This window comes from Sulfurimonas autotrophica DSM 16294 (assembly GCF_000147355.1).
GTDB classification, from domain to species: Bacteria; Campylobacterota; Campylobacteria; order Campylobacterales; family Sulfurimonadaceae; genus Sulfurimonas; species Sulfurimonas autotrophica.
Map to the genome: position 1 here is coordinate 640,831 of NC_014506.1, position 17,365 is coordinate 658,195.

Consider the following 17,365-nt stretch of genomic DNA (forward strand, 5'->3'; position numbering starts at 1 on the left):
TATTCCCATTATTATTCCTTAATGATTATGTCCAACTTTACCCAAAAAGTATAAACCAACGGATACAGCTGTGATTGAAAGCGCAAGATAAAGCATCTCTAGTGCGCCGTTAAATTCGGTATGACCGACTTTTTGAAAGAAACTTACTACCAACACCATAACAATAACTTTCGAAATTTTATCTTTGAGCTGGTCAAGTGAGTGAATTGCAAGAATTTTGTTCTCTTTTTCATTCCCTTTTGCAGGGTCAATGTCTGAAATGAAAAGCTCATACAGACCAAATGCAAAAAGGAGCATCACAACACCTATAAGATATAAATCTACCGCTCCGATAATACCGCCGACTACATCTTCATGAAAATGCTGTGGATGTTCGTGGTTAATGTAAACATTGAGTACCATCTTAGCTGTATCATATATATCAAAACTAGCGACTATAAAAAGTGCAATAGCCCCGATAAGTCCAAAGATAACGGCCAGAATGACCATAAATCTTGAACCCCAAAGTCCATTTTCAAAGAGTCTTTCAAGCATTTAGGCCCCTTCTTCCATTTCTATCCATTTTTGGGCAATTCTTACAGCATTTGTAGCAGCACCTACTCTTAAATTATCTGCAACAACAAACATATGCAGCATATTATTTGAAAACAAATCATTTCTGATACGTCCGACAAATGTTTCATTCCTGTCTATACATGTAGCCGGCATAGGGTAGAGCGCTTCATCCGGGTTGTCTAAAATTACTATGTTTGGCGCTTTGCTTAGTATTTGCCTTGCTTCATTGGCTTCAACCTGAGAATCAAAAGTCATAGTGATTGATTCCGCATGACCGCGAAGTGTCGGTACACGAACACAGGTAGCACTGAGTGCTACTTCTTTGTGCATGATTTTTGTTGTTTCATTAACCATTTTCATCTCTTCTTTTGTATAGCCATTATCGGTAAAAACATCAATTTGAGGGATGACATTGAGTGCAATTTGCTGGTTAAATGCTTTGTGCTCCGCTTCATCAAGTTTAAATGCAAAAAATGCCTGCATCTGATTGACTAGCTCTTCCATAGCAGATTTACCTGCACCACTGGTTGCCTGATATGTATCAACATCAACACGAACCAAATCATAAGCTTCATCAAGCGGTTTGAGTGCCTGTACCATCTGTATGGTTGAACAGTTAGGATTGGCAATAATTCCTGATTCTCTCCATCGCGCTATATCTTCAGGGTTTACTTCAGGCACAACAAGAGGAACGTTTGGATCCATTCTAAAGTGAGAAGTGTTGTCAATAACAACAGCACCTGCGGCAACTGCAGAGGGAGCAAATTCAGCACTTACGCTGCCGCCTGCACTAAAAAGGGCAATTTCTACCTCTTCTTGCTCAAAAACATCATGTGTAAGTTCTAAAATGTCAAAATTTTGGTCATTATAGTGCACTTGGAGCCCTACGCTTCGCGCACTTGCAAGCGGAACCAGTTTGTTAAGAGGAAAATCTATCTCTTCTAAAACTCTTAAAATTTCTTCACCGACAGCGCCGTTTGCACCGACGACTGCTACATTATATTTTTTCATTAATTTTCTCCTGTTTTATTTTCTGACATCTAAAAAGAGTTCATCTTTTTGAATTTCATTGTTTTCACTCAGTATTACAGAACGTTCAACTACTGAAAGAAGTTCTCGGATATTTCCGGGCCAGTTATAAGATAAAAGTTCACTTTTTGCTTCGGGCGACAATGTTTTAACATCAAAACCGTACTTTTGACAGTTCTGTGCGATCATTGCCTCTGCTATTTCGAGTATTTCGTCTTTTCTTTCTCTTAAAGGCGGAATGTTGAGCGGAATCGTATTGAGTCTGTAGTACAAGTCTTCCCTAAATTCTCCATTTTTTATTTTTTCATCCAAATTTGCATTTGTGGCAGAAATAACCCGTATATCTATTTTTATAGCTTTTGAAGAGCCGAGTCTGCGAACTTCTTTTTCCTGTAATGCCCGAAGAAGTTTTGCCTGAACACCATAAGGCATCTCTCCTATTTCATCTAAAAACAGAGTGCCTCCGTTTGCCAGTTCAAACTGTCCGGTTTTAGCTTCAATTGCATCGGTAAAAGCACCTTTTTCAAAACCGAAAAGTTCGCTCTCTATCAGGTTTTCAGGAATTGCCGCCATATTGATAGCCACAAATGGTTTTTTGGCTCTTGGAGAATTTTTGTGTATATAAGAAGCAAAGACCTCTTTTCCCACACCGCTTTCACCAAGAAGTAAAATGCTGGCATCTGTTTTGGATGCTTTATCCGTAATCGCTAAAACTTTTTTGAGTGCTTGTGATGAACCCAAAAAATCATTTGCTGTTTTTTTTGTTTTCGCTACTGATTTTTTTACTTTTTGCACCACTTCTTCACGCTTGATTGCATCAACCAGCGTATCAACATCAAAAGGCTTCAATAAAAAATCTTTGACACCTAAATGTATAGATTCAATAGCCCGGCTGAGTGTTGCATTTCCGGTCATTATAATGACTTCATATCTGCCGTTTAATTCTTTAACAAATTCAATACCGTCCATACCAGGCATATTGATATCTGTAATGACTAAATCAAAACTATCATCAAGACCTTTGAGTGCATCTTTGGCATTTTTAAATGTTTTTACTTCAAACTCTTTGTAATCGCTCATAGCAATTTCAAGAGATTTACGCATATTAATATCATCTTCTACTATGGCTATTTTCACAAAAAGTCCTATTTATATTCGGCTATTTTAGAACTGAAATTTTAGCAAAATTATCATTAAAATCGACTTTGAAACATGTTGTTTTTAGTATGAGAATCGTTGTGGAGGTGTTTTGAAGGTTTGTTGTACATTCTTTATGTTCTACATTAAGCCCTAGTTTGTAAATATAGTCTATGAATTTTTCATTATTTAGGGCAATGATTTTTTTTAAATTTTTACTATTGTGTGATTCTAAAAGAAGAGTGTTGGATGGAGTGCCTTTACATTTATGCATGGCTTTAGAGATATCTAATGTTTCATTGTAGACTATCGTATCTTTTACAAGATATCGGTAAGAAATAAGATATTCACCTGCATGAAGTGCAAGTGAATGAAAAAATATTATTGTGCAAATTGAGAGTGAGAAAGTGTGATTTCCATCTCTACTTCGCATAATCCCTCTTTAAAAGTTGTTTCTACTACATTGGCATTTCTTACCATTGCATCTACTGATGTTCTTACAGTAGAACGTTTTACCATCATATTTTTAATGAGGTCCTGGCCATCTACTCTAACACCTTTGACTTTTTCAGCGATAAGTCTATATGCATCTGCAACGGCGGCACGCTTTGCCAATGCATAGGCTTGAGCCGGTGAAGTTGTATTCATAGGTGCAACCCCTTGTCCTAGTACACTGATGAGTAATGGTTTGTCTTGTGCAAGAACAGCAGCATTTGTTTGCGGCATACTTGGTTGTACTACTGCAGGTTCTTTTTTCTTGTTGGCAGTATGATGAGGGCATACTACATGAATTGTAGTTTCAGTGGGTGCAGCAATTGTTTGCTCAGGTTGCATTTTTTGAATTGTTGCATCAGCTGCAAAAGATGCAACACTCAGCAATGTTAGTAATACTACAGAGTATTTCATAGAATATCCTTACAGGAGGAGCTTTTACAGCTCCAGATTTTATAACTTTTTATTAAGCAACTATTATTCCAAGTTTAAAGATGAAGATGTTTCTTCATTTTCATCTTCATTTTTTTCTTCTTTTGGACAGCGTGAAATACTTACAACTTCATCACCTTTTACTATATATACGCCGGAAGTGTTTCTGCTTGACTTTGAAATAGTCTGCATATCAACACGTATCATTTTACCGGCTTTTGTAAGAGCCATCATATCCATGCTCTCATCAACCATTAAACAGCCTACTATATATTTACCTGTCTTAGCTGTCATTTTCATTGCTATTACACCAGAACCGCCACGGTTTGTAAGTCTGTACTCTCCGGCATCAGTACGTTTACCTATACCTTTTTCTGCGACGATTAAAATCTCTTGATCATCACTTGCTATGATGTTTGCATCAACGACTTCATCGCCTTCATGTTTAAACTTAATACCTCTTACTCCACGTGTGCTACGTCCTTGTTCACGAGTTTTTTCTATTTCAAATTTTATACATTGTGCAAGTTTCGTAACAATGAAAAGGTATTTAATACTTTTATCGGCAATTTTTGCAGTAATAAGTGCATCATTATCGTCAAGAACAATCGCTCTTACACCGTTGCTTCTAATGTTGCTAAATTCACTTAAATTTGTACGTTTGACAATCCCATTTTTTGTAAAGAAGACTAATGATTTGTCTTCACTAAAGTCTGTTGTCGGAATGATAGATTGGATTTGTTCATCTGCTTGTAAATTGATAAGATTTACAACTGCTTTACCTTTTGCAGTACGACTGCCCTCAGGAATTCTATATACTTTTAACCAATGAAGCTGTCCACGATCGGTCACAAAAAGAAGTGTATCATGCGTGTTACATGTAAAGAAGTTTTCTATAAAGTCATCTTCATATGTTGTTACGGCAGTTTTGCCTTTGCCTCCACGCTTTTGTTTTTCATAACTTGCTAGTGGTACACGCTTAATGTAGCCTCTATGAGTAATAGTAACAACCATTGGCTCGTTTGGAATTAAATCTTCTATATCTATGTCATCATAGTCATCTTCGATTTCTGTTCTTCTTTTTGTTGTATAAGTAGTAAGCACTTCATCAAATTCTTCTGCGATAATACCATGAAGTACATCTTCACTTTTTAAGATTGATTCAAGATACTCGATAAACTTCATTAACTCTGCAAGTTCGTTTTCAATTTTTTCTATTTCAAGACCGGTTAAACGTCCAAGTCTCATTGCAACAATGCTTGCTGCTTGAATTTCTGAAAAATCAAATTCAGATACAAGATTTTCTTTTGCCGCTTCTTCAGTTTTTGAAGCACGAATAACACGGATAACATCGTCAATGATATCTATAGCTTTTTTCAAACCTTCAAGGATATGTGCACGTGCTTTTGCTTTTTCAAGGTCAAAAATCGTACGACGGATAATAATAGTTTTACGGTGATTGATAAAATGCTTGAGAATATCAATAAGACCAAAAATTCTCGGTTCTTGATTTAATATAGATAGCATGATAATACCAAATGTCGTTTGCATTGATGTTTGTTTAAACAGATTGTTTAAAACTATTTCACTTATTGCATCACGCTTAAGCTCAATGACAACACGCATACCGTCACGGTCTGATTCGTCTCTAATTTCGCTGACACCGTCTATCATCTTGTCTTTAACAAGATTTGCTACATTTTCAATGAGACGTGCTTTATTGACTTGGTAAGGCAGTTCATCAATGACAATGACATCCCTGTTTCCTTTTTTCTCAATATGCGTCTTAGCGCGTACTTTTATACGTCCACGCCCTGTTTCATAGGCATCCATGATACCTTTTTTACCAAAAATAATACCGCCGGTTGGAAAATCAGGTGCTTTGATATGTTCCATAATCTCAGGCAGAGTAATATTTGGGTTTTCCAAGAGTGCTTTTAAACCGTTCATAATTTCCGTAGGGTTATGCGGAGGAATGTTTGTCGCCATACCAACGGCAATACCGGAAGAACCGTTTATAAGGAGATTCGGTACACGAGTAGGCATGACATCTGGTTCTTTTGTTGTCCCGTCATAGTTATCTATCATATTAACTGTGTTCTTTTCTAAGTCTTTAAGAAGTTCTCCTGCATACTTTGTCATACGTGCTTCCGTATAACGCATTGCTGCTGCAGAATCGCCATCAACAGAACCGAAGTTTCCTTGTCCGTCAACAAGTTCCATTCTCATAGAAAAATCTTGTGCCATACGTACGAGTGCATCATATACTGCCGTGTCACCATGTGGGTGATACTGACCAATTACATCACCGACTATACGTGCTGATTTTTTGTATTTTGCACCGAAAGAAAGATTGAGTTTGTCCATTGCATAGAGGATTCTTCTGTGAACAGGTTTTAGTCCGTCTCTTACATCAGGTAAAGCACGACCGACTATAACACTCATCGAGTAGTCAAGATAGCTGTTTTGAAGAGTTTCTTCTATATTTATACTTTGTACATCGCCATTGTTTAACAAGTTGCTCATTGAAACACCTAAAATTTAAATTTATACATATTATCTTATTTTGGCTTAATAAAATGTTTAAAGATGATGAACTTTTATACAATTTATGGAAAAAAGGAAGAATTGTTAAAGCTGCTTAAAAATTAATCAGTTAAATTTAAATTACAGTCCTTTTTTATTCTATACTTTGCCTTGAAAATATTCAATTAAAGGATTCACATGAAGAAATGGTTATTGGCACTATTATTTGCCATACCGGCATTTGCTGAAGAAGTGGTAGAGGTTGTTGCAGAGGCTGCACCGACATTAGATACAGGAGATACAGCATGGATGATGATATCTACTGCATTAGTATTACTTATGACACCTGCAGGTCTTGCACTTTTTTACGCAGGTATGACAAGAAGTAAAAATGTACTCAATACATACGCTATGGTATTTGGGGCATTTGTAGTTGCATTTGTTGTTTGGATTGCTGCTGGTTATTCAATAGCATTCGGTACAGCGGAATCTGCTGCTGTGCAAAATGTTATGGGTGGATTTTCAAATGTGTTTTTAAATGGAATCAGCTGGCATGATCTAAGCGGGACATACCCTACTTATGTATTTGTTGCTTTTCAAGGTACATTTGCTGCTATTACTGTAGCTATTGCTGCGGGTTCAGTTATTGAGCGTATCAAATTCTCAACTTGGTTGGTATTTGTAGCTATCTGGGGACTGGTAGTTTATGCTCCTGTTGCTCACATGGTATGGGGTGGAGACGGTGCATTTCTTTTTGATTTAGGTGCTCTAGACTTTGCCGGTGGTACTGTTGTACATATGAATGGTGGTTTAGCAGGTCTTGTTCTTGCTATATTAGTCGGTAAACGTGCCGGATATCCTAAGTCTGCTATGAAACCTGCTACTGTGCTTTTAACTGCTCTTGGTGCGGCTCTTTTATGGTTCGGTTGGTATGGATTCAATGCAGGGAGTGCATTCGGTGCAAATGCAATTGCCGGTGTAGCAATGCTTACTACTACAATTGCAACAGCAGCAGCTGCTATTACTTGGATGCTTGCTGAATGGGCTGTGTATAAAAAACCTACTCTTTTAGGAATTGCTACAGGTGCTGTTGCAGGTCTTGTTGCTATTACTCCTGCTGCAGGTTTTGTTAGTGTTGGCGGAGCATTCATTGTTGGTATCGTTGGTACACTATTCGCATTCTGGGGTGTTACAGTACTTAAAAAGAAACTTGGTTATGATGATTCTCTTGATGCATTTGGTGTTCACTTCTTAGCAGGTCTGTTTGGTGCACTTGCAACTGGTCTTTTAGCGTTAAAAGACAATGATTTACTATGGGACGGACCGTTGAAAGAATCAGGTGACAGAATGGGACAGTTTATCGTTCAAATAGAATCTGTTGTAATCGTTGGTCTGTTTACTCTTGTAGGTACTGTTATTGTTTACTACATTGCAACTGCATTAACGGGTGGTTCACGTGTAAGTGAAGATGAAGAAGTAATGGGTCTTGATGAATCTATTCAAGGTGAAAGATACATGAACAACTAATCTCTTTTTGAGATTAGTGTCTTGATTTTGTAATCAAAAATGGTTACAATTGACAAATAATAAAACTTTTTGGAGAAATAACAATGAAAAGAATAGAAGCAATCATTAAACCTTTTAAGCTAGAAGATGTCAAAGATGCATTAGCAGAAATTGGAATTGATGGAATGACAGTAAGTGAAGTAAAAGGGTATGGCCGTCAAAAAGGGCATAGCGAACTTTACCGTGGTGCAGAGTATGTAGTGGATTTTTTACCGAAAATCAAAATGGAGATGATTATTGCAGGTGACATGGTAGAACAAGTTACTGCAACTATTGTTGAAGCTGCTAGAACTGGAAAAATCGGTGATGGTAAAATTTTCGTAAGTGATATTGAAAAAATTATTAGAATCCGTACAGGTGAAACTGACGAAGAAGCGATTTAATTATATAACGCCAAAGGAATTCATCCCTTTGGCTTCGCTAGCCGCTCAGACACTTAAGCTAACTCCTTGACAAGGAGTAGAAAATCTACATATTTACTTCTTTAATACCTAAAAACAACTATTTAATTTTTAAAATATCTAATTTTTGATACACTCAATACTTAATTTACTTTAAGGATTTATTTATGTCAGAAGCTGATATTAAATATATAATAGACACATTTTTTACACTTTTTGCGATGGTGCTCATCATTTTTATGGTTCCAGGTTTTGCTATGTTGGAGGCTGGTCTTGTTCGAACTAAAAATGTTTCATCTGTTTTAACTGTCAATACTATGATTTATGCTGTTGCTTCAATGGCATTTTTACTCATCGGTTACACTATAGCATTTGGTTCTTGGGAAAATTCATCTATGAGTATCTGGGCTGCATTTTTGTTTCAAATGGCTTTTGTCGGTAAAACTATAAATATTATGAGTGGAGGAGTAAGCGAAAGAGTGAAAATTCTTCCATTGATGCTTTTTACTGTTGTTATGGGTGCAGTGATTTATCCATTAATAGTAAATGTAAGCTGGGGAGCAGATTTACTTGCAGGGACAATGTTTGACATAAATATGTATGATTTAGCAGGTTCTACGGTGATTCACTCAACCGGCGGTTGGGCATTACTTGCTGCTATTTTGATTATGGGTCCTCGTAAAGGTAGATATAAAGATGGAAAAATAAAAGTTATTCCTGCTTCAAACGTCCCTCTTGTTGTGCTTGGTGCATTGCTTTTATGGATAGGATGGTTTGGCTTTAACGGTGGGAGTGTTGGTTCTATATCTTCTGTTGAAAATGCCAATGCTGTCGCAAAAACAATTATGAATACAAATACGGCAGGACTAGCCGGTGCGATAATTGCCGCTATTATTATGTATGCACGATATAAGCTTTTGGATATTACTATGATTCTTAACGGTGCACTCGGAGGACTTGTAGCAATTACTGCAGGGCCGGACCTTTATGATATGTATACGCCGATACTTATCGGTGCAATCGGTGGAACACTTGTAGTTTTTGCTGTACCTATGTTTGATAAATTAAAACTTGATGACCCGGTTGGAGCGCTTTCTGTGCATCTTGTTAACGGTATTTGGGGAACATTAGCGGTAGGTATTTTTGTTGATAAAGTATCATTACTTGCACAGCTTAAAGGTATAGTGGTTATCGGTATTTTTGCATTTATCAGCTCTTTTATCGTGATTTATGTCATAAATAAAATTATTGCATTTAGAGCAGAAGATGATGTACAAGTCGAAGGACTTGATGTCAATGAAGTAGGAGTTGAAGCATACCCAGAATTCAAACGGGCTATTTAATGATTTATGCATAATCACTCAAAATCTCTTTTACTTTCTTTATCCATTCATGTTCTAATTTTGCTGAGCCTGTTTGGAATCTATAAGTATGCTTTTTCATCTGTTAAACCTATAGAAAAAGAGAAGAGAATTTGTGTGAACTTGACGCGTATAAAGCAAAAAGCAGTAGTTGCGCAAAAACAAAAAGTACAGAAATCAAAACCTCTTCACAAAAAAATAGTCAAAAAACCTGTTATACACAAAAAAGCTCCTGCAAAAAAGCCTAAGAGAGTAAAGAAAAAAGTTCCTCTTAAAAAAGAGATTAAAAAAGAAGAGCCCAAAGTTATAGAAAAACCAATTGAACCGATAAAATCTGTCGAACCTGCAGAACAACCACCACAAATAGAAAAAAAAACTGAAGTTGTTGCAAATAAAATTGTTGCAAACGAAATTCCTCAAAAGAAGATGAGTGATGAAGAACAGTATTTAGAAAATAATTTGGCAAAAATTTCCCAATTGATAAAAGAAAATTTATATTATCCGAGAATGGCACGTAAACGTGGCATACAAGGCTCTGTCACAGTCCGTTTTATGTTACTCAAAGACGCTACCGTGACACAAATAACTACGATATCTTCCAACAGTGGAATTTTAACACGTGCTGCAATTAAAACAATCGCCGAACTTTCAGGAAAATTTCCAAAGCCAAAAACAGATCTAATGTTAACTGTACCTATACAATATTCTTTGCACTGATTCATTGCTGATGTCTTATTTTCCTGCGCTTAGTATTGCCTGTTCAAGGTGGTAAGCAATACGGGCAATATGTGCAGATGAACGTTGTAGCCATCGAATTGCTTCTAGCTGATAAGTTCCCTCATCTATATTAACAGTTCCATCTGCCATTAAGGATGTTATGTTTTGTCTTTTTTGTTTCACAGTTTTTACTACGTTTGTATCATTGTTTTGTGCAAAATTTGACATTTGTTCAAGAGATTCTTTTTCTAAGAGCTGAAGTATTGTTTGAATGAGTTGAATAAATTGATTTTTTTCTTTTGTCAGTAAACTTGATGACTTAAGCAACAAAATTCTATGTTCATCTTCACTGCATCTGTCAAAAAGTCGCTGAAGATGATCAATAACGTGAATGAGATTGATTAATCGTTGCCAATTTGCATCTTGCGTATTTTTTAAATTAATCATATCTAAAAAATCTTGTGTCTCGTCTAAGAGTTTATCAAACGCATGTATATTAATTTTGTTTGCATTTTTCTTCTCTCCAAGTAAATACAGTATATGTTGTAGTAATGTTTTAAACTCATTTTCAAGAGATTTTTGAACAACACTTAAAGCCAAAGGTATATTTTCAAGCAATGCAGGATCAAAATTTTGTATATATTTTTGTTTTGGAGTGGGTATAATTTTTTGCATAAGATGTGCGAATGATTTTGTAAAGGGAATAATTACAATAACACCTAAAAGATTGAAAAATGTGTGAAATAAAACTAAGACTATTTCAGCTTGCTGCATTAAAAAAGCGGGTGCAAGTGACTGAAACAGCATTGTATATGGTGCAATCAAAAACAACGCTGCAGTGCCGGTAAATATATTATACACAACATGTGAGAAGCCAGTTCTTTTTACTTCTGTAGAACCTCCAATAGTTGCAATGGCGGCTGTAAAGCTTGTTCCAACATCCATGCCGACAACCAAAGCTGCCCCTTGTTCAAAACTTATAGCACCGCCGTAAATCATAGTAAGTGTTGCAGCAACACCTGCGCTTGATGATTGCGTGATAATTGTAACAAGAATTCCGAGTAAAAACAGTTCAAAGCGGCCGACAAAAGAATCCCCTGGAAAGTTTTGCACAGAAATAATATCTTTAAAGACAGACATACTGTCTTGCATAAAACTAATACCTACAAAAATTAAACCAAAGCCGGCAACTGCAAAACCGATGTCTGCTATTTTTCCCTTTGAAAAAAGTTTTAAGCTTGAACCCAAGAGTATAAAAGGTAAAACTATAGTGCCGAGTTTGAGTTTAAATCCAAGCAGGGCTACCATCCAACCCGTAATTGTAGTCCCGACATTTGCACCAAATATGATGCCGAGTGCTTCAGGGAAGGCTAACAACCCAGCGGCTACAAACCCCACAGCAGCAACTGTTGTAGCACTCGAAGATTGCAAAATGGCAGTACTGATTGCCCCTGTCATGACTCCGCTAGTCGGTGTCTTTGTAAAGCGCACTAAAGCATTTCTAATAGTATCTCCGGCAAGGGCATGTAACCCTTGTGTCATGATAATCATACCTAGTATAAAGATACCAATGCCCCCAACTGCCTGGGAAAGAGTGATCCATGAATTCATAATAATTGAACTACCTTATGAAAGATAATGCTATTATGGCATAAGTTTCTAATGATTATTTTTAATCTGAGTTAACTTGGCAAGCTTGAGGAGAAATACATTAATGACGGTAAAATTATTTCATAATCTTATTTTAAATATAATATTATACAATTTATAAATATTAATAAAGGTTGGGTAATGCATTTTTTAGATGAAGATATTTATGAGGCTGTGAAAAATTATCTTCCAAAAGTGAGTGAATATGTGAATTCTCATGGTGGAGATATCAAACTTCTTGGAGCAAAAGAGGGCACTGTTTACATAGAACTAACTGGTGCATGTGGTGGCTGTTCTATGAGTCTGATGACGACAAAAATAGTTGTACAAAAAAAATTACGAGAGCTCATACACCCTGAACTTGTAGTTACAAACGTCGATGGAACTCCTGAAAATAAGATGCCCGAAGATGCTTATATCGGTACTAAAAAAGATGATGAAGATCATGCGAGTATGGAAGAAGAAAAACATGGAATGCTCGATAATATTAAAAATATGATAGGACTTTAAGATGCTTATAGATTATGCAGACAAAGAACTTATGCAGTGTTACCAGCTTATGGCGCAGACAATTATTCCTAGACCGATTGCCTGGTAACATCGCACCTTTTAACTATTTTATGGGGTTTAGTTCTGAACCTGCTACCATGATAGTGAGTATAGGGCATAAAAGTGACGGAAGCGAAAAAGACACCCTTAGAAACATTAAAGAGAGTGGTAAATGTACTATATGTATGGTCGATGAAGCGCATCTCAATAGGAAAAAGTTATGCACTTCTTGGTAAAAAAATTACTCCGCCAATAAGTAAATAAATGCTAATGCATGATTATGTACTTTATTTACTTATTACTCTTATTCTCTCTGGCATATTTTCGATGGGTGGAGCGGAAGCTGGTTTAGCCCTTATCCCTATATTTAACTTTTTAGGGCTTGGATTTACAGTAGCAAAAGCAGTCGGTCTTTTTACCGGAGCATCTACTACTATTACGTCTAGTGTTATGAATATCAAAAGAAAGGCAGTTGATTTTAAATTTGTTTTTCCTATTGCTTTAATGATGGTTATTTGTGCACCGCTTGGTGCTTACAGCAGTAGTTTTATAGATGAAAATCTTGTAAAATTTATCTATATGCTTTTACTCTTTTATTCAGCTGCTATGATGATGTTTAGCGAGAAAAAAAGACTTTTTCATGCAGAATCGAAATTTACTCTTTTTACAGTAAGGGCAGCTGTAGGTTGTATTGTGCCTTTTTCGGCACTTGGCTCCTTCTTTACTTATGCGACGTATGTCCCACTTGATTGGGTATTACTCAGTGTTGTTGCATTTTCAGCGATTGTTGGTGGATACATCGGGGACTATTTTATGCACTTTAAATTAAAACAAAGCCATATAAAAAAACTTATGGCTGGGCTTTTATATCTTTTAGCGCTTAAGCTACTGTGGCACTTTATCATTTAAAGGACGTTTATGAAAATCAATACCTCTTTATCCGTTGTTATCCGCATTACTTTGTGGCTTATTATACTGCTGGGCGGTGCAATGTATGCTTACTCATTTGATAAAAATAACCTGCTCTTTCACTCTCCTCTTTTTCATATCTTATCTGCCCCCATTGGTCTTTTTATTTTACGTCTTGCATTCCGCGCTGCTGCAAATGGAGGTAAAGAGCTTGCAAAAGGCAGAGGTAAAGATATGCCGCGTTTAGAAACGAACAGACTTATCACAACAGGCATTTACAAATGTATGCGTCACCCTATGCTTTTTGGTCTGACTCTATTACCTATTGGCTGGGCTTTACTTTTAGGAATGCCTACTTTTATTACTATTATTGCTCCTTTGGAAATGCTCTTTATCATTTTTATGGTGATAATTTTTGAAGAGATGGAAGTGAAGAAAAAATTTGCTAATGAGTATAAAGACTATGCAAAGAAAGTTCCTATGGTCTCTTTTAAACGTAGTTGTTTAAGAAAAGTCTTTAGAAAATATAAAAGATAAACGCCAATTCTAAATCTTGAAGTCCATCAATATATTCTTCTTTAAAAATAATGTTAGCGCAAACTTCTTTTGCTCGGCAAAATAATAATGTAAGTAGTTAATAACTGTAATTAAAATATAGTCTAATGTTTTTTTATGATGATGATTTTATGAAAGTTGGTGACCCCGAGGAGAATTGAACTCCTGTAACATGGATGAAAACCATGGATCCTAACCGCTAGACGACGGGGCCAACAAATGTATATATGGTGTCCTGTGATGGATTCGAACCATCGGCCACATCATTAAAAGTGACGTGCTCTACCAGCTGAGCTAACAAGACGTTTGCCTCTTATTGTTAAGAGGTCGAAATTATAGACAAATAGAGATGATATGTCAAGAAAAAAGAGTGTAAATTTACAAATTTTATTTTAAGCAATAGATTTATTTATAATTCAATGCTTTTTAACTACAATCTCTTAGCAAAGAGGATTGTTATGAGGAAAAAAATATATATAATATTGGCTTTTTATGTTCTTTTGATGAGTGGATGTTCTCAAAAAGTCGGGGTTAAAGCACTTGTACCTGCCCAGGTTGACAGAATATCGCAAACGAAAATAATAGCTGTAACTGATTTCACACATGACAGAGTTGGACTCTCTCGAAAGATTGAAGCGAAGTTATCTAATTATCAAATAGATAATAAGAAATATTTTACTATTGTGAGTCGAAATGATATTAATAAGGTCATTGAAGAACAAAAATTGCAAAACAGCGGTCTTGTTAATGATGAAAATATTGTCAAAGTTGGAGAGTTCATAGGCGCACAGGCCATAATTTCGGGAAATGTGAGCCCTGTAACAAAGCAGGACAGTTATTTTTATGAGCCTCGTGTACGTTGTGCCAATAAAAAGTGTTCGGAACTTGAAACATATAATGTTCGTTGTATGAAACGGCTGGTAGGACTTTCAGCTGAGATTAAAATTGTTGACGTTACAAAAGGTGACATAATTTATGCAGATACCCTAAGCAGATCTACTTCATTTAAACATTGCGCGGATGATTCACGGGCGATTCCCTCTAAAACAATGGTGGCACAGAAACTCGCAGAAGATATAGCAGATGAATTTACTTATAAATTAACTCCGCATTATAGGCGTTTTAATGTAAAACTTTTAGAGGATCCTGATTTGGATTATACGGATGAGCAGGAAAAACTGTTAGAATTTTCTTTAAAATACATTGAAAAAGGGCGTTATAGCAAGGCAGAACAATTGTTAAAGGAACTCGTTGATTCGACAAATATGAAGAGTTATGTTCCATTTTATAATTTAGGTGTTATTAAAGAAGCCCAGGGAAAATATAAAGAGGCAAAAGAGTATTATGAATATGCAGATAATTTGATGCTAGAACCGGTGGATGAGATAAATGAAGCAATGGTTCGTATTAATTCATTAATTGCCAACAAACAAAAAACACTTGAGCAGCTAAGCAGATGAGTAAATTTAGCATAATTTTACTTGTCTTTGGTTTGCTTTTAAGCGCTTGTGCCTCAAAACAAAAAGTTGTAGTGCCAAAAAAAGAGCTGCCGTCTTGGTATGTGCATCCTCCTAAATCTGATGCATATGAGCTTTTTGCCCTTGGAGAGGGGGGAAATCAACAAGATGCCATTAATAATGCGCTGAGTCTTGTAGTCTCCACATTAAGTGTCTCTATCTCATCGAGTTTTAGGGCAAAAACAGTTGTAAAAGAGGGCAGTGTAAACAGTTCTGATGCAACCTATATAAATAAAACACAGAGTAATGTTCAAAAGATACGTATAAGCCAATATGAAATACTACATGTAACAAGACTCGGTTTTAAAAGATATGCCGCTGTTATAAAAGTAAATAAGCAAAAATTATTTCAGGGTTTAAAAAATGAAATAGATCAAAAATTTGAAATTTACAGGAATGATATAAAAAATATTCAACGTTTAAATGCGCTCAAGCAATTGGCATATTATAAAAATATGAAAAAAGCTTTTGGATATATAAAAAATGCACTTATTGTTATGAAAGTACTTAATAAAGGATTTGATGATAAAAAATACCTTGCAGCAATGAATGAAATCAATACAAAACATCAATATCTTTTAGAGCATATAAGTTTTTGGGTATATTCTAATGTAAAAAGTCTTACTAAACCTGTCATAAGTGCTTTAACACAGCAGAAGTTCATCATTAAAAAAATGAAATCAAAAATGCATTTTGATATTTACATCAAAGTAAAAATTCAAAAGGCAAATGCATACGGCTTTTCTCTTGCCCGCAGCGAAATATCATTTATAACCAAAGACTACAAAAAAGAAGTTTTGGCATCGAATGTCATACATGTAACGGGACAATCTTCGCAAGGCTACGCCATAGCCAAGCAAAATCTTGTAAAAAGGCTCAATGATTTGATACATAAAGAGGGCATTTCGAAAGTGTTAAATTATTAGACTGTATGAAGTCTATAGTATTTAGTAATCGTTTACTTCTTAGGAATATACTTACATAAATAATAAAAAGAAATATTAATATGAGGTATAAATTATGATTAATAAAATACAGAATGTAAAAAATGAAGTTTCAAAAGTTGTTGTCGGTCAGGAGAAAATGATAGATTCATTGCTCATTGCACTTTTATGTGAGGGGCACATACTCATAGAAGGTGTTCCCGGACTTGCAAAAACAACAACAGTCAATGCTCTTTCAAAGGCTTTAGGGCTTGATTTTAAACGTGCACAGTTCACACCGGATTTACTTCCATCAGATATTTTAGGGGCCGAAATTTATGACCCGCAAAACAACCAGTTTAAAATTAAAAAAGGTCCGATTTTCACAAACCTTTTACTTGCAGATGAAATCAACCGTGCTCCGGCAAAAGTACAATCTGCACTTCTTGAAGTAATGCAGGAGAAACAGGTAACAATCGGGGATACAACTTTCAAACTTGATCTGCCGTTTTTTGTAATGGCGACACAAAATCCGGTAGAACAAGAAGGTGTTTATCAGCTTCCGGAAGCACAGCTTGATCGTTTTATGCTCAAGCTTGTTGTCGGGTACAATACAAAAAAAGAAGAGCTTGAAATCGCAAGAAGAATCTCAAGCGGTAATTTTGAGACAATCAATCCTGTACTCAATAAAAGTGAATTAGAAGCGCTTAAAAAGGCTGTAAGAGATATACATGTAGATGAAGAAGTCGAAGAGTATATGATAGAACTTGTCAACGCTACAAGGCATCCTGAGGAGTATGGACTGGATGATATCAAAGAGTATATACAGTTTGGAGCATCACCTCGTGTAAGTATTGATATGTTTAAAGCAGTCAAAGCAATGGCATTTATGCGCGGTAAAGATTTTGTAACACCTGTAGATGTTGCATACATTGTAAAAGAGCTGATGCGTCACCGTATTGTGCTGACATATGAGGCTGAAGCTGAAGGTATAACAACGGATGAAATCATTCAAAAAGTGCTTGAAACTGTAGCGATACCATAAG

The 17,365-nt window shown here is 35.9% G+C and carries 18 protein-coding genes and 2 tRNA genes; 11 read left to right on the forward strand and 9 right to left on the reverse strand.

Translation table 11 applies throughout. The features are described from left to right. Positions 1-18: 18 nt before the first annotated feature. From SAUT_RS03360 to gyrA, 6 genes are all read right to left on the reverse strand, one after another. Complete coding sequence (locus SAUT_RS03360) at positions 19-534, reverse strand: YqhA family protein (RefSeq protein WP_013326468.1); 516 nt, start codon at positions 532-534, stop codon at positions 19-21. Further along, on the reverse strand, positions 535-1,566 hold the full coding sequence (locus tag SAUT_RS11240; protein ID WP_013326469.1) for an aspartate-semialdehyde dehydrogenase: 1,032 nt from the start codon (positions 1,564-1,566) through the stop codon (positions 535-537). It lies immediately after the preceding gene. A 15-nt stretch (positions 1,567-1,581) separates the two neighbouring features. Then, positions 1,582-2,721: a sigma-54-dependent transcriptional regulator gene (locus SAUT_RS11245; protein ID WP_013326470.1), complete on the reverse strand. Its 1,140-nt coding sequence runs from the start codon at positions 2,719-2,721 to the stop codon at positions 1,582-1,584. A gap of 22 nt (positions 2,722-2,743) precedes the next feature. Next, a complete protein-coding gene (locus SAUT_RS11415) occupies positions 2,744-3,154 on the reverse strand; it encodes a hypothetical protein (RefSeq protein ID WP_013326471.1) in 411 nt (136 codons plus the stop codon). Continuing rightward, a complete protein-coding gene (locus SAUT_RS03380; protein ID WP_013326472.1) occupies positions 3,103-3,627 on the reverse strand; it encodes an LPP20 family lipoprotein in 525 nt (174 codons plus the stop codon). Before SAUT_RS03380 ends, SAUT_RS11415 begins: the two co-directional genes overlap by 52 nt. A gap of 63 nt (positions 3,628-3,690) precedes the next feature. Next, entirely contained in the window at positions 3,691-6,171 is a 2,481-nt protein-coding gene (gene gyrA, locus SAUT_RS03385; RefSeq protein ID WP_013326473.1) for a DNA gyrase subunit A, read from the reverse strand. A 198-nt stretch (positions 6,172-6,369) separates the two neighbouring features. On the opposite strand from gyrA, the gene SAUT_RS03390 reads away from it, so the two are divergent. The 4 genes from SAUT_RS03390 to SAUT_RS03405 all read left to right on the forward strand — a co-directional run bounded on the left by SAUT_RS03390 (position 6,370) and on the right by SAUT_RS03405 (position 10,216). Then, positions 6,370-7,698 carry an ammonium transporter gene (locus SAUT_RS03390; RefSeq protein WP_013326474.1) on the forward strand — a complete coding sequence of 443 codons (1,329 nt, stop codon included), beginning with the start codon at positions 6,370-6,372 and terminating at the stop codon, positions 7,696-7,698. A gap of 83 nt (positions 7,699-7,781) precedes the next feature. Continuing rightward, on the forward strand, positions 7,782-8,120 hold the full coding sequence (locus SAUT_RS03395; protein ID WP_013326475.1) for a P-II family nitrogen regulator: 339 nt from the start codon (positions 7,782-7,784) through the stop codon (positions 8,118-8,120). 185 nt (positions 8,121-8,305) lie between these two features. Continuing rightward, positions 8,306-9,481, forward strand: a complete 1,176-nt coding sequence (locus SAUT_RS03400; RefSeq protein WP_013326476.1) for an ammonium transporter — start codon at positions 8,306-8,308, stop codon at positions 9,479-9,481. A gap of 135 nt (positions 9,482-9,616) precedes the next feature. Next, positions 9,617-10,216 carry an energy transducer TonB gene (locus SAUT_RS03405; protein ID WP_049765261.1) on the forward strand — a complete coding sequence of 200 codons (600 nt, stop codon included), beginning with the start codon at positions 9,617-9,619 and terminating at the stop codon, positions 10,214-10,216. A 15-nt stretch (positions 10,217-10,231) separates the two neighbouring features. Here SAUT_RS03405 and SAUT_RS03410 read toward each other — a convergent pair whose 3' ends face one another. Next, positions 10,232-11,827 (reverse strand): Na/Pi cotransporter family protein, encoded by a 1,596-nt coding sequence (locus tag SAUT_RS03410; RefSeq protein ID WP_013326478.1) that lies wholly within the window; start codon positions 11,825-11,827, stop codon positions 10,232-10,234. A gap of 180 nt (positions 11,828-12,007) precedes the next feature. Here SAUT_RS03410 and SAUT_RS03415 point away from each other — a divergent pair, with 180 nt between their 5' ends. The 4 genes from SAUT_RS03415 (at position 12,008) to SAUT_RS03425 (ending at position 13,861) form a co-directional block, all read left to right on the forward strand. After that, positions 12,008-12,376, forward strand: coding sequence for a NifU family protein (locus SAUT_RS03415; RefSeq protein ID WP_013326479.1), 369 nt, complete (start codon positions 12,008-12,010; stop codon positions 12,374-12,376). 77 nt (positions 12,377-12,453) lie between these two features. After that, positions 12,454-12,651 carry a flavin reductase gene (locus tag SAUT_RS11250; protein WP_223175432.1) on the forward strand — a complete coding sequence of 66 codons (198 nt, stop codon included), beginning with the start codon at positions 12,454-12,456 and terminating at the stop codon, positions 12,649-12,651. A gap of 34 nt (positions 12,652-12,685) precedes the next feature. Beyond that, complete coding sequence (locus SAUT_RS03420) at positions 12,686-13,324, forward strand: sulfite exporter TauE/SafE family protein (RefSeq protein WP_013326480.1); 639 nt, start codon at positions 12,686-12,688, stop codon at positions 13,322-13,324. Positions 13,325-13,333: 9 nt separating this feature from the next. Further along, the gene (locus SAUT_RS03425; RefSeq protein WP_013326481.1) at positions 13,334-13,861 is read left to right on the forward strand and encodes a methyltransferase family protein; all 528 of its coding nucleotides are present in this window, start codon (positions 13,334-13,336) and stop codon (positions 13,859-13,861) included. A 157-nt stretch (positions 13,862-14,018) separates the two neighbouring features. Here SAUT_RS03425 and SAUT_RS03430 read toward each other — a convergent pair. Both SAUT_RS03430 and SAUT_RS03435 read right to left on the reverse strand, forming a co-directional pair. After that, a tRNA-Glu gene (locus SAUT_RS03430) sits at positions 14,019-14,093 on the reverse strand. 14 nt (positions 14,094-14,107) lie between these two features. Beyond that, a tRNA-Lys gene (locus tag SAUT_RS03435) sits at positions 14,108-14,183 on the reverse strand. Positions 14,184-14,337: 154 nt separating this feature from the next. On the opposite strand from SAUT_RS03435, the gene SAUT_RS03440 reads away from it, so the two are divergent. From SAUT_RS03440 to SAUT_RS03450, 3 genes are all read left to right on the forward strand, one after another. Then, positions 14,338-15,339 (forward strand): CsgG/HfaB family protein, encoded by a 1,002-nt coding sequence (locus SAUT_RS03440; RefSeq protein ID WP_013326482.1) that lies wholly within the window; start codon positions 14,338-14,340, stop codon positions 15,337-15,339. Further along, the gene (locus SAUT_RS03445) at positions 15,336-16,322 is read left to right on the forward strand and encodes an LPP20 family lipoprotein (protein WP_013326483.1); all 987 of its coding nucleotides are present in this window, start codon (positions 15,336-15,338) and stop codon (positions 16,320-16,322) included. Before SAUT_RS03440 ends, SAUT_RS03445 begins: the two co-directional genes overlap by 4 nt. 94 nt (positions 16,323-16,416) lie before the next feature. After that, the gene (locus SAUT_RS03450; RefSeq protein WP_013326484.1) at positions 16,417-17,364 is read left to right on the forward strand and encodes an AAA family ATPase; all 948 of its coding nucleotides are present in this window, start codon (positions 16,417-16,419) and stop codon (positions 17,362-17,364) included. The last annotated feature ends 1 nt before the right edge of the window (position 17,365 follow it).